A 12,627-nucleotide genomic window follows, 5' to 3' on the forward strand; every position below is an offset into this window, starting at 1 on the left:
CTTGACATGTCTACTGTACAGAACACCAAGCCGGCCGGCGACGCCGCCCATGACGGCGCAGGCAGCGAATTCCTGGCCTTTACCCTCGGTTCCGAGGAATACGGCATCGACATCCTGAAGGTGCAGGAGATCCGCGGCTACGAAGCCGTGACCCGCATCGCCAACGCACCGGAATTCATCAAGGGCGTGATCAACCTGCGTGGCATCATCATCCCGGTGGTCGACATGCGCATCAAGTTCAACCTCGGCACCCCGGTCTACGACCAGTTCACCGTCGTGATCATCCTGAACATCGCCGGGCGCATCATGGGCATGGTGGTCGACAGCGTCTCGGACGTGACCACGCTCACCCCGGACCAGATCAAGCCAGCCCCGGAAATGGGCAGCGCCTTCAATTCCGACTACATGATCGGCCTGGGCACGGTGGACGAGCGCATGCTGATTTTGGTCGACATCGACAAGCTGATGTCGTCGGGCGAGATGGGTTTGATGGACAAGTTGGCAGCATGATCGTACGGTGGCCGGCGGCGCCGGCCACCGTACGAATCCGGTTTTCGGCACAAGCAACAAAGTAACGCAAGCCCGCTCACCCGGGCGCACAGCAACGAAGAGGCAAACACGTGCCGCAGCAAAAAACCGATACGGTCAAGGAATTCGATTTCACCAAAAGTGACTTCGAGCGGGTTCGCGCGCTGATCTACCAGCGCGCCGGCATCTCGCTGGCCGACAGCAAGCAGGAAATGGTCTACAGCCGCCTGGCGCGGCGCCTGCGCGCCACCGGCATCCAGTCGTTCGCGCGCTACCTCGACGACCTCGAAGGCGGGCGCATGGCGGCCGAGTGGGAGTCGTTCATCAATGCGCTCACCACCAACCTGACCTCGTTCTTCCGCGAGGCGCACCACTTCCCGCTGCTGGCGGACCACCTGCTGGCGCTCAGGCACAAGGCAGGAAGCGGCGCGCCGATCAAGATCTGGTGCTCTGCCGCCTCCACCGGCGAAGAGCCGTATTCGATCGCGATGACGGCCTGCGAAGCCTTCAACACGCCCACCCCGCCCGTGCAGATCATCGCCACCGACATCGACACCAACGTGCTGGCCACCGCCGGCGCCGGGGTCTATCCGGTGGAGCGCATGGAAAAGCTGGCACAGGAGCGCCTCAAGCGCTTCTTCATGCGCGGCAAGGGCGCCAACGAAGGCATGGCGCGCGTGCGTCCGGAGCTGCGCCAGCTGGTCACCTTCCGCCCGCTCAATTTGCTGGCCGACGGCTGGCCGCTGGAAGGGCAGTTCGACGCCATCTTTTGCCGCAACGTGATGATCTACTTCGACAAGGACACCCAGCGCAAGATCCTCGCGCGCTTCGTGCCCCTGATGAAGGCCGACGCGCTGCTGTTCGCCGGACACTCCGAGAACTTCCTGTACGTGTCGGACGCGCTGCGCCTGCGCGGCAAGACGGTGTACGAGCTTGACGGATCCGGGCGCGCCAGGGGCCAGTGAGCAGAACATGAATAACCAGTTTGCCACGAACGTCTATTACGACCGCACGTTTGATTGCGACGCGGCCAAGATCCTGCCGGGCGAGTACTACTACACCGGCAAGAACATGCTGATCGTGACCGTGCTCGGCTCCTGCGTGTCGGCCTGCATCCGCGACCGCGTCACCGGCCTGGGAGGCATGAACCACTTCATGCTGCCCGACGGCGGGGACGTGAACAACCCGGTGTCGGCCTCGATGCGCTACGGGAGCTTCGCGATGGAGATCCTGATCAACGACCTGCTCAAGGCGGGCGCGCGGCGCGAGCACCTGGAAGCCAAGGTGTTCGGCGGCGGCGCGGTGCTGCGCGGCTTCACGGCGATGAACGTGGGCGAGCGCAATGCCGCCTTCGTGATGAATTTCCTCAAGACGGAACGCATCCCGGTGCTGGCCGAAGACCTGAACGACATCTACCCGCGCAAGGTGTACTTCTTCCCCAAGACCGGCAAGGTGCTGGTGAAGAAGCTGATGCAAACCCAAAACGATACGCTGGCCAAGCGCGAACTCGACTACGCCAAGCGGCTCAAGGTCGAGCCGGTGGGCGGCGATATCGATTTGTTCTGAAAGAACGCTTCATGACCATCAAAGTACTGATCGTCGACGACTCCGCGCTGATCCGCAGCGTGATGAGCGAGATCGTCAATTCCCAGCCCGACATGGAAGTGGTGGCCACCGCCCCCGATCCGCTGGTGGCGCGCGACCTGATCAAGCGCCACAATCCCGACGTGCTGACCCTCGACGTCGAGATGCCGAAGATGGACGGCCTGGACTTCCTGGAAAAGCTGATGCGCCTGCGCCCGATGCCGGTGCTGATGGTGTCCTCGCTGACCGAGCGTGGCTCGGAAATCACGATGCGCGCGTTGGAACTGGGCGCCGTGGACTTCGTGACCAAGCCGAAGATCTCAATCCAGACCGGGATGCGCGAATATACCGAACTCATCGCCGACAAGATCCGCGCCGCTTCGCGCGCCCGGGTCCGGGCCCGCACGCTGCAGCAGGCCGCGCCTTCCAGCCAGTTGGCGGCGCTGCGCAGCCCGCTCATTTCGTCGGAAAAGCTGATCATCATCGGCGCCTCCACCGGCGGCACCGAGGCGATCCGCGAATTCCTGATGCAGATGCCCTCGGACTGCCCGGGCATCCTGATTGCCCAGCACATGCCGGAAGGCTTCACCAGCTCGTTCGCCAAGCGGCTCGATTCGCTGTGCAAGATCAGCGTCGTCGAATCCCAGGGCAACGAGCGTGTGCTGCCCGGCCACGCGTATATCGCCCCCGGCCATTCGCACCTGCTGCTGGCCCGTTCCGGCGCCAACTACATGACCCGCCTCGACCAGGGCCCGCCGGTGAACCGGCACCGCCCGTCGGTGGACGTGCTGTTTCGCAGCGCAGCCGAGGCGGCGGGCAAGAATGCCGTTGGTGTTATCCTGACCGGCATGGGCAAGGATGGCGCCGCCGGCATGCTGGACATGCGCAACGCGGGAGCGCACAATTTCGCCCAGGACGAGGCGAGCTGCGTGGTATTCGGCATGCCGCGCGAGGCGATCGCCCTCGGCGGCGCCCACGAAGTGGGGCCATTGCAGCAATTGCCGCGCATGGTGCTCGAGCATCTGGCCTCGCAAGGCAGCCGGGCGTTGCGCGTTTGACGCGGATGCTGGTGTATTGCTGCCATTTTATCGCCGTACGGCAACAAAAATGCTATTCTTGAGGCTGCTTGTCGCTGTTCGATCGACGCCGCTTGCTCGGGCCCCGAAACGGCGCCCACCATTTAAACCAAAGTAGAAGATTCAACGGAGTAATTCATGGCTGATCCAAAGATGCGTTTTCTGGTTGTTGACGATTTCTCGACGATGCGCCGCATCGTCCGGAATCTGTTGAAGGAACTGGGTTATGCCAATGTCGACGAGGCCGAAGACGGCGTGATGGGCCTGGCCAAGCTGCGCAGCGAGCAGTTCGACTTCGTGGTCTCGGACTGGAACATGCCGAACATGGACGGCCTGACCATGCTGCAGAACATTCGTGCCGACCCCGCACTGGCCAAGCTGCCGGTGCTGATGGTCACCGCCGAAGCCAAGAAGGAAAACATCATCGCCGCGGCCCAGGCCGGCGCCAGCGGCTACGTGGTCAAGCCGTTCACGGCCGCCACGCTGGACGAAAAGCTCAACAAGATCTTCGAAAAAATGGACAAGGCCGGCTGACATGATTGAGCAGACTGCCGACAGTGTCCAGGCCTCCAACGAAGAGGTCCTGAGCCGGATCGGGCACATGACGCGCGCGCTCCACGAGAACCTGCGCGGACTGGGCCTGGACAAGCTGATCGAGAAGGCGGCGAGCGAGATCCCCGACGCCCGCGACCGGCTCGACTACGTGGCGCGCCTGTCCGAGCAGGCTGCCAAGAAGGTGCTGGACGCCACCGATGCGGCCGGCCCGGTGCAGGATGCGATCGAAACCCGCTCCAGCGAGCTGTCCGCCTCGTGGCAGGCGCTGCTGGACAATGGCGCGTCCGAAGCCGAATGGCGCGCGCTGGCGCAGCGCACGGTCACGGGCCTGGACGAATCGCGTGCCGGGGCAGTGGCCACCCGCGGGCAGCTGATGGACATCATGATGGCCCAGGATTTCCAGGACCTGACCGGCCAGGTGATCGGCCGCATCACGGGTATCGCGCAGAACCTCGAGCAGCAGCTGGTGCAGGTGCTGGTCGACTTCGCACCGGACGAAATCAAGCGCGAGCTCGACAACGGCCTGCTCAACGGTCCGCAAATCAACCCGGAAGGCAAGCAGGAAGTCGTGGCCGACCAGGGTCAGGTCGACGACCTGCTCGACAGCCTCGGTTTCTGACGCGCGTCGGGCCGCGGTTTCTTTCCGGCCTCGTTACAGGTTCCACTACGCGCCCACATGCACCAAACAAACTTCATCGTCCGTGAACCGCTGCTCGATCCCAAGCAGCGGGTCATCGGCTACGAGCTGTCGTGGCAACACAACGACGGCAAGATCCCGACCGCCCAGGAACTCGAAGACCTGGTCGGCTTCGTCGCCGCGCACGTCGTGCATCCCGAACAGGGCTGGCTGCTGCGCGACAAGATCCTGTTCCTGGACGCCGTCCCGGAAATGCTCTCGCTCGACGCGCTGCACGCGCTGCCGCCCGAGCGCACCGTCCTGACCCTGCACATCCGCAAACTCACCGACCCGAACGTGCGTTCGGCGGTTGCGGCCGTGCGCGTGGGCGGCGTGGGTGTCTCGATCCGCGGGGCCGACATCAACCTGCTGGGACGCAACCTGTCGCCCTATGCTTCGTATGTCGAGGTGCAGTTTACCGGCCTGGACGTCGCGGCGCAGGCGCGCACCTATGCCGCCGCCAAACACGCGGCGATGCGCATGGTGGGCCGCCCGGTGACGACCTGGGCCGATTTCGACGCCTGCGCGGCCTTGGGGCTGGACGCGTTCGTCGGCAAGCTGCACCTGACGCCACGGCGGAGCGATGCGGTCAAGGGCATGAACGCGACCCAGAGCACCATCCTGCAGCTGATGCAGATGGTGCAGAACAACGAAGACGTGCCCAAGCTCGAGAACGTGCTCAGGCGTGATCCGGCACTGACCTACAAGCTGCTGCAATTCATTAATTCGGCAGGCTTCGGCGCCGCCCGCGAGGTGCAGTCGCTGCGCCAGGCAATCGCGCTGATGGGCTATGCGCCGCTGTACCGCTGGCTGGTGCTGCTGCTGGCCACGGCCAGCCAGAGCGGCTATTCGCCGGTGCTGATGGAAACGGCCGTGATCCGCGGCCGCCTGGCCGAACTGCTGGGTTACAAGGCGCTGGCGCGCGGGGAAGGGGAGAATCTGTTCGTCGCCGGCATGTTCTCGCTGCTCGACCGCCTGCTCGGTCTGCCGATGAAGGAAGTGCTGGAGACGGTGCCGCTGCCCGAAGAAGTGGTCAAGGCGCTGCTCAGCCGCGAAGGCATCTATGGCCCTTACCTGGCGCTGGCCGAGGCCTGCGAGCTCAATTCGAACCTGGTGGCCTCGCTGGCGGCGTCGCTCGACATCAGCCCGGAGGAAGTGAACAAGGCGCACTTGTCGGCGCTGGCGTGGGCGCAGAGCGTGGCGGCGTAAGCAAGGTGGAACTGACGGTCAAAAGCAACGTGGCGCAAACAATGCCGGTGGCATTGTTTGCGCCTGCGCGGGAATGCCGGTCTTTGGGCTGACGGAGCGTCGTTGTACCAGGGCCGTCAGCACGTCGTTCCCGCGAAGGAGGGAACCCGATTTTCGCGTCAAACAGGCAGCCCTTACCGCAGCACCGACCGCCGCTCCACCGCCCCACTGGTCACGAACCGCTCCAGCGTCTGCTTCATCTGCATCGAAATCGCCGAGAAGCTGCAGCCGATCTGCACCTGCTCGCCCAGCAGGAAGGTGCGGAAGGGGCGCATCAGACGTACTTCCAGATCGGCCGTCATGGTCAGGTTCGGGCCCAGCTCCAGGCGCACGCCTTCCAGCTTTTTCCCCACATGCAGCCCGAACACCTGCTCGGGCGTCGCGCGCAGGCCGACACCCGTTTCCGAAAAATCATAGAGCGGCAGGTCGACCAGCTTGCCGTTGCAGCGGAACACGGCCGTGTAGTTCACGCCGACGGGCGTTTCGACGCGGCGGGCGGCGCGGCGGTTCAGCACCATGCAGGACTGCGGGAATTCAGCCTGGACGTGCATCGGCTGGCCGGGCAGGGCGTTCCACTGCTGCTCGAGGTCGAATTGGAGCTTGGCATTGCCCCCCAAGGAAGCGACCAGGATCGCCTTGCCGCTCGGGGGCAGTTCGCTGCCGGTAAAGTCGAGCGCGAAATGCGGCAGTTCCGGATCCACCGAAGCGATGCGCGCCAGCAACGGCTCGATCCAGCCCGCCGGGAACACCGTGACCGCTTCGCCTGACAGCGACAGGGTGGTCAGCGCTTCGCCGATGTCGAAGGGGTCGCGCATCTCATGGGGTTCGGACTTGCCGCCGATGCGGTTGAGGGCGTCGGTTGGCTTGGGCGGGCCTTTGCGGATCTGGGGCGTAGCGATTGCGTTCACGGCGAATTCCTTGGTTGTTGCGCAGCTGCCTGGATCACTAGCGGACTGCGCGCTCAAGTATAAAGCCTTCCATCCCGATATTGCAATTTCGCAAGCATCAATATTTTTTTGTTACTTAAATTTCCAGGTTGTCGATCAGGCGGGTGGCGCCCAGCCTGGCCGCGGCCAGCACGACCAGCGGTGCGCCGGCGTCCAGGTCGGCGGCGGACGGCGCCCGCAGGTCCATTTGCTTGCGGATCGAGACATAGTCCGGGTCCCAGCCGCGCGCTGCCAGGGCTTCCATCGCGGCGCGCTCGACGGCGACCGGATCCTGCCCGCCGGCGCGCATCGCGGCGGCGACGGCGTTCAGTTGCTGGTACAGCGCCGGCGACTCGAGGCGTTCGGTCTGCGACAGGTAGCCGTTGCGCGAAGACAGCGCCAGGCCATCCTCGGCGCGGAAGGTCTCGGCGCCGATGATCTCGGTGGGCATGGCGAACTGGCGCGCCATGTTCCGGATGATCATGAGCTGCTGGTAATCCTTCTTGCCGAATACGGCCACGCGCGGCTGCACGCAAGAAAACAGCTTGGTCACGACCGTGCACACGCCGTCGAAGAAGCCGGGCCGGAACTCGCCTTCCAGCGTGTTGCCGAGGCCGTCAGGCGGGCGTACGCGGTATTCCTGGGGCTCCGGGTACATGTCCTTCTCGGTCGGCGCAAACAGCACGTAGACGCCTTCCTTCTCGAGTTTCGCCACGTCGTCCTGGAAGGTGCGCGGGTATTTGTCGAAATCCTCGTTCGGGCCGAACTGCAGGCGGTTGACGAAGATCGAGGCGACCACCGGGTCGCCATGCCTGCGCGCCAGGCGCATCAGGGACAGATGGCCTTCGTGCAGGTTGCCCATCGTCGGCACGAAGGCGGTACGCAGCTGGCCGCGCAATTGGTCGCGCAATTCGTCGATGGAGGAGATGATTTTCATGAGCTATCGGTACAAATAAAATGAGCAAATAAAGTAGCCGGCCTTCAAGCCGGAGAATAGGCCAGCCTGACATAGATCGGCGCGAATGGTTCTGCTTGCGTGATCTCGATCAAGGTTTCTTTCGCAAGTTCAAGCATGGCGACAAAGTGTACAACCACAATCGGCACCGTGTGCTGGCCGGCAAAGAGTTCGGAAAATTCGACGAAGCGCTGCGATTGCAGGGTGCGCAGGATGGCCGACATGTGCTCGCGCACCGACAATTCCTGGCGGCTGATCCGGTGGTGCTGGGTCAGCTTGGCGCGGCGCACGACATCGAGCCAGGCGCGCTGCAAGTCCCACGGATCGACTTCGGGGAGATTCGGCGCCAGGCCTTGCTCCACGAACAGCTGCGGCCGCACGAAGTCGCGGCCTTCCTGGGGCACGCTGCCCAGGTTGACCGCCGCCACCTTGATCTGTTCGTATTCCAGCAGGCGCCGCACCAGTTCCGCGCGCGGGTCGCCCACGTCCTCGACCAGCTCGTCATGGCGCTTGGGCAGCAGCATGCGCGACTTGATCTCGATCAGCATGGCCGCCATGAGCAGGTATTCGGCGGCCAGTTCCAGGTTGTGCTGGCGGATCTGCTCGACATACTTCAGGTATTGCAGGGTGACCTGCGCCATCGGGATATCGAGGATGTTGAAGTTCTGCTTGCGGATCAGGTAGAGCAGCAGGTCGAGTGGACCTTCGAAGGCGTCGAGGAAGACTTCCAGCGCATCCGGCGGAATGTACAGGTCGGTCGGCAGGCGCGTGAGCGGCTCGCCGTACAGGCGGGCGATGGCGGCGTCGGCAGGCGGCGCGGTGGCCACGTCGGGCGCGTCGTCGGGTGGCGGGATCGCCCCTTCCTGCTGGGGATCGGCCGGCAACGCGTGCTCGGCCTGCTCGGGCAGCATGGGGCGCTTTCCGCCTTATACCTTGTTCTGGTACGGGTAGGCGTTCTGGCGCAGGCGCGACTGCCTGGCGCGTTCCTGCTCGTCCAGCGACTGCGGAGCCTTGTCCCACAGCAGCGAACGGCCTTCCAGCTGGCGCTCTTCCATGCCGGGCGTCTGGGCTTTCAGTTCCTTGATGAACTTGGTGTGCTCGGATTCGTAGAGCGTGTGTTTTTTCGAGAAGATCATATTACCTAAAGAGAAGAAGGGAGGCCGGGCAGATTCTTGTGCCCCGGCGTCCGTGCGTCAAGTTTTACTTGTGGAGTTCGTTCAACTGGCGCGCGATGATGTCGTGGCTGAGCCACACGACCGGTGCGATCTTTTCCGAGGCGCCGTAGAACATCAATGGGCCGGCGCCTTCCAGCACCAGCGAGGACAAGTGGTCCGTGATCAATGCTTTCTTGTCCTTGTGCAGGGCGGTGATCGCTTCCGAGGTGCCGATCATGACCTCGGCCAGTTCCGGCGTGTTGTCCATCGGCCAGGCTTCGAAGTTGCGGAACTCGGCGCTGGTGGCGTCGTTGTTATAGCGCTCGATGGTATCCAACAGCGACTCGAGCGAGGTGCCTTCGCCCAGCAAGTCTGCGCAGATCTGCAATTGCTGGTCGGCCCAGGCGCCGCCGCCTTCCTTCTTCAGCGCAGTCAACAGCGGGAACAGCGACAGCTCGACGCCGACAAAGATGTCCGAGGAGTTGGTGCGGATTTCCGGGCAGTTGAACACGGTCGCATGGACGCCCTGGTTCCAGGCGGCCTGGGCCACCGACTCCAGGCGCATCTTGGCATAGCCCTGGGTGTAGTTGGTATAGGTCTGCCACTGGTACGTGCCGTCGATCAGGATCTCGGTGCCGTGGTAGCCGTAGGCCGTGTAGCGCACTTCGCCGCCGGCTTGGGTCACGCGCTCGCGGATCTTGCTGGATGCATCGATCAGGTATTTCAGGGTGTTGGCGGTGACTTCGTCGAAGTTCATCAGGATCAGCTTGCCCAGGTCGCTTTCCAGCAGGGCGCGCGAGGACATGAAGCGTTCGCCGCGGCCTTTGTAGATGCGGTTGGCAATGGCCAGGAAGGCCTTGATCTTCGGGATGCCGCCGGCCATGGTGTGGGCGAAGAAGACGTTCGCGCCTTCCGGGATCAGCTTGTCGATCTCGGCCATGACGGTGGCGGCCGAGCTGGTGAAGCGGCGCACGCCGGCTTCGCGGCAGCGCTCGATCTTTTCCCAGTCCAGCTTGTCTTCCTGCCAGCTCTTCAGGGTGATCTTCGAGAGCATCTCGGTCGGGTTCTGCTCGCCTTCAGGGGCGTCCATGTCGAAGCCGGCCATCATCGGCACGTTGATGATTTTTCCGCCGAGCTTTTCTTCCGCTTCCGCCAGTTCCGCCGCGTCCAGCGCGCGCAGGGTGCCGGTCTCGTCGCGACGTCCCACGGTGATGCCGACGATGGTCATGCCGGCGGCACGCGCCTCGTCGATCAGGCCGTTCACATAGCCGCGGCCGAACAGTTCGCCGAACAGGACGAACACGTCGCCCTTGCGGAACACGTTGGTGTGCGGGATATGGCGGAGAGGGGTCAGTTCAGTCATTTTCTTATCTACCTGTCTTGTATGGTCTGAAGGAGGGCGCGGGCGCATGTTTCAGAAAAACACGTCATTATAACGCTGGGGAGGGGCGTGGATTGATTTTGGGGGCGCGCCGCTGGTGCAGGGATACTGCGGTGCCGGGCAGCGAAATTGGGGGGCAATGCCAGTGGCATTGTTCCCGCCTGCGCGGGAACGACGTGCTGAAGAAGCAGCCCACAACACTGTAATTGACCTGCACACTTAAAACCGTCGTTCCCGCGAGGCGGGAACCCAGTCTACTTTGCGTATCGTTATCGAATCCGCATCCCCGGTGTCGCCCCCGCCATCGGGTCGAGCAGGTACAGCCCCGGATTCGCCTTCTCGTCCGCCGCCGAGGCGCACAGCACCATGCCTTCGGACACGCCGAACTTCATCTTGCGCGGGGCGAGGTTGGCGACCATGACAGTCAGCTTGCCGACTAGCTCTTCGGGTTTGTAGGCCGACTTGATGCCGGAGAACACGTTGCGGTGGCGGCCTTCGCCCACGTCCAGCGTCAGGCGCAGCAGCTTGCCGGCGCCTTCGACGTGCTCGCAGTTGACGATGCGGGCCACGCGCAGGTCGACCTTCAGGAAATCGTCGATCGAGATTTCAGGGGCCAGCGGCTCGATGTCGCCGGCCGCTTCCGCCGCAGGGACCGCAGCAACTTCGGCCGCAGGTGCAGCTGCGGCTGCCGGAGCGCCGGCCGGCTTGTCGAATAAATTCTCGACCATCTTCGCATCCACGCGCTGCATCAGGTGGCTGTAGGCGCCGATGCTACGGCCCAGCATGGTTTCATACACGGCCGCGCCATGGGTGTCGCCCCAGGCCAGCTCGCCGTCGCCCAGGAATTCGGCGACGCGGCTTGCCACCTGCGGCAGCACCGGCGAGAGCATGATGGTCAGCTGGCGGAACAGGATCAGCGCGGTGGTGCAGACGTCGTGCAGTTCGCCGAGTTTCGTTTCGTCCTTGGCCAGCAGCCATGGCTTGTGCTCGTCCACGTACTGGTTGACGACGTCGGTGATCTCCATGATCTCGCGCAGCGCGCGGCCGTAGTCGCGGCTGTCGAAACTGGCGGCGATGCTGGCCTGGCGCTCGGCGCCTTCGAACATCAAGGCCTTGCAGATCCAGTCCTTGGCGGTGCCGGAGAGCGTATCGGCCAGCTTGCCGTCGAATTTCTTGGCGATGAAGCCGGCGCAGCGGCTGGCGATGTTGACGTACTTGCCGATCAGGTCGCTATTCACGCGGGCGACGAAATCTTCGCCGTTGAAGTCCAGGTCTTCGACCTTGGCATTGAGCTTGAAGGCCAGGTAATAGCGCAGCCATTCCGGGTTCATGCCCAGTTCCAGGTAGCGCAGCGGCGAAATGCCGGTGCCGCGCGACTTGGACATCTTTTCGTTGTTCACGGTCAGGTGGCCGTGCACGGCGACCTTCAGGCCGTCGATGATCGGGTGGCTGGAAAAGTTCAGCATCGCCGGCCAGAACAGCAGGTGGAAGGAGACGATGTCCTTGCCGATGAAGTGGACCTGCTCGGACTGCGGGTCGTTCAGGAAGGCCTGGAAGTCGAGCCCCTTTTTGTCGAAATAGTTCTTCAGCGAGGCAAGGTAGCCGACCGGCGCATCCAGCCACACATAGAAGAACTTGCCCGGTGCATCGGGAATCGGGATGCCGAAATAGGGCGCGTCGCGGGAAATGTCCCAGTCGGCCAGCTTCTCGCCGGACTCGCCCAGCCATTCCGAGACCTTGTTGACCATTTCCGGCTGCAGGCGGCCCGGGGTGTTCAGCCATTCCTTGAGGAAGGCGAAGCAGCGCGGATCGGACAGCTTGAAGAAATACTGTTCCGACGGCTTGAGCACGGGCGTGGAGCCGGTGAACACCGAGAACGGGTTGATCAGTTCGGTCGGCTGGTAGGCGGCGCCGCAGACTTCGCAGTTGTCGCCGTACTGGTCCTTGGCGTGGCAGGTCGGGCATTCGCCCTTGATGTTGCGGTCGGCCAGGAACATGCCCTTGACCGGGTCGTAGAAGCGGTCGACGGTCTTGGTGACGATCAGGCCGGCATCGCGGAGCTTGCGGTAGATGCCCTGCGAGAGTTCGACGTTTTCCGGCGAATCGGTCGAATACCAGTTATCGAAGGCGATATGGAAGCCATCCAGGTACTGGGCGCGGCCGGCGGCGATCTTGGCGACGAATTCCTGGGGCGTGATGCCTTCCTTTTCGGCGGCGATCATGATCGGCGTGCCGTGGGTGTCGTCGGCGCAGACGAAGTGCACCTGGCGCTGTTGCCCATTGTCGCGCTGCATTCGCTGGAACCGGACCCAGATGTCGGCCTGGATGTATTCCATCATGTGGCCGATATGGAAGGCAGCATTAGCGTAGGGCAGGGCGGTGGTGACGAACAGCTTGCGGGTCATGGTCGAAGCGCTTTAGGTTTTAGGAAAGAAGCATTTTAACAGCGGATGGCCCTTGTCGCGCAGTGGGTATCGGGTGGTTTTGCCATTCGAGCAAGAGGGTGGCGTACATTTTGCGCTACACTTCGGGCCATCACATTGG

13 protein-coding genes are annotated in these 12,627 nt (G+C 63.4%); 7 read left to right on the plus strand and 6 right to left on the minus strand.

The features are described 5' to 3' along the window. The first annotated feature begins 6 nt into the window (after positions 1–6). The 7 genes from AC56K1_RS01340 (at position 7) to AC56K1_RS01370 (ending at position 5,628) form a co-directional block, all read left to right on the plus strand. The gene (locus tag AC56K1_RS01340) at positions 7–510 is read left to right on the plus strand and encodes a chemotaxis protein CheW (protein WP_497156050.1); all 504 of its coding nucleotides are present in this window, start codon (positions 7–9) and stop codon (positions 508–510) included. A gap of 110 nt (positions 511–620) precedes the next feature. Continuing rightward, positions 621–1,493 (plus strand): CheR family methyltransferase, encoded by an 873-nt coding sequence (locus AC56K1_RS01345; RefSeq protein ID WP_497156051.1) that lies wholly within the window; start codon positions 621–623, stop codon positions 1,491–1,493. A 7-nt stretch (positions 1,494–1,500) separates the two neighbouring features. Continuing rightward, positions 1,501–2,094 (plus strand): chemoreceptor glutamine deamidase CheD, encoded by a 594-nt coding sequence (cheD, locus tag AC56K1_RS01350; protein WP_497132573.1) that lies wholly within the window; start codon positions 1,501–1,503, stop codon positions 2,092–2,094. Between the two features lie 11 nt (positions 2,095–2,105). After that, complete coding sequence (locus tag AC56K1_RS01355; RefSeq protein WP_497156052.1) at positions 2,106–3,170, plus strand: protein-glutamate methylesterase/protein-glutamine glutaminase; 1,065 nt, start codon at positions 2,106–2,108, stop codon at positions 3,168–3,170. Between the two features lie 156 nt (positions 3,171–3,326). Then, positions 3,327–3,722, plus strand: coding sequence for a chemotaxis response regulator CheY (cheY, locus tag AC56K1_RS01360; protein WP_171081109.1), 396 nt, complete (start codon positions 3,327–3,329; stop codon positions 3,720–3,722). A gap of 1 nt (position 3,723) precedes the next feature. Further along, positions 3,724–4,362: a protein phosphatase CheZ gene (cheZ, locus tag AC56K1_RS01365; protein ID WP_497156053.1), complete on the plus strand. Its 639-nt coding sequence runs from the start codon at positions 3,724–3,726 to the stop codon at positions 4,360–4,362. 57 nt (positions 4,363–4,419) lie between these two features. After that, complete coding sequence (locus AC56K1_RS01370) at positions 4,420–5,628, plus strand: EAL and HDOD domain-containing protein (RefSeq protein WP_497156054.1); 1,209 nt, start codon at positions 4,420–4,422, stop codon at positions 5,626–5,628. 173 nt (positions 5,629–5,801) lie between these two features. On the opposite strand, the gene AC56K1_RS01375 is transcribed toward AC56K1_RS01370, so the two are convergent. The 6 genes from AC56K1_RS01375 to metG form a co-directional block, all read right to left on the minus strand. After that, positions 5,802–6,575 carry a flagellar brake protein gene (locus AC56K1_RS01375; protein WP_497156055.1) on the minus strand — a complete coding sequence of 258 codons (774 nt, stop codon included), beginning with the start codon at positions 6,573–6,575 and terminating at the stop codon, positions 5,802–5,804. A gap of 115 nt (positions 6,576–6,690) precedes the next feature. Beyond that, positions 6,691–7,530 carry a pantoate--beta-alanine ligase gene (gene panC / locus AC56K1_RS01380; RefSeq protein WP_497156056.1) on the minus strand — a complete coding sequence of 280 codons (840 nt, stop codon included), beginning with the start codon at positions 7,528–7,530 and terminating at the stop codon, positions 6,691–6,693. Positions 7,531–7,574: 44 nt separating this feature from the next. After that, positions 7,575–8,459 carry a segregation and condensation protein A gene (locus AC56K1_RS01385; protein ID WP_497156057.1) on the minus strand — a complete coding sequence of 295 codons (885 nt, stop codon included), beginning with the start codon at positions 8,457–8,459 and terminating at the stop codon, positions 7,575–7,577. Between the two features lie 15 nt (positions 8,460–8,474). Continuing rightward, on the minus strand, positions 8,475–8,684 hold the full coding sequence (locus AC56K1_RS01390) for a DUF3460 family protein (RefSeq protein ID WP_497156058.1): 210 nt from the start codon (positions 8,682–8,684) through the stop codon (positions 8,475–8,477). Positions 8,685–8,748: 64 nt separating this feature from the next. After that, positions 8,749–10,065, minus strand: a complete 1,317-nt coding sequence (locus AC56K1_RS01395) for an enoyl ACP reductase FabMG family protein (RefSeq protein WP_497156059.1) — start codon at positions 10,063–10,065, stop codon at positions 8,749–8,751. Between the two features lie 287 nt (positions 10,066–10,352). Continuing rightward, positions 10,353–12,488 (minus strand): methionine--tRNA ligase, encoded by a 2,136-nt coding sequence (gene metG / locus AC56K1_RS01400; RefSeq protein WP_497156060.1) that lies wholly within the window; start codon positions 12,486–12,488, stop codon positions 10,353–10,355. Positions 12,489–12,627: the final 139 nt, after the last annotated feature.

This window comes from Telluria sp. ZB4P37 (assembly GCF_059685855.1).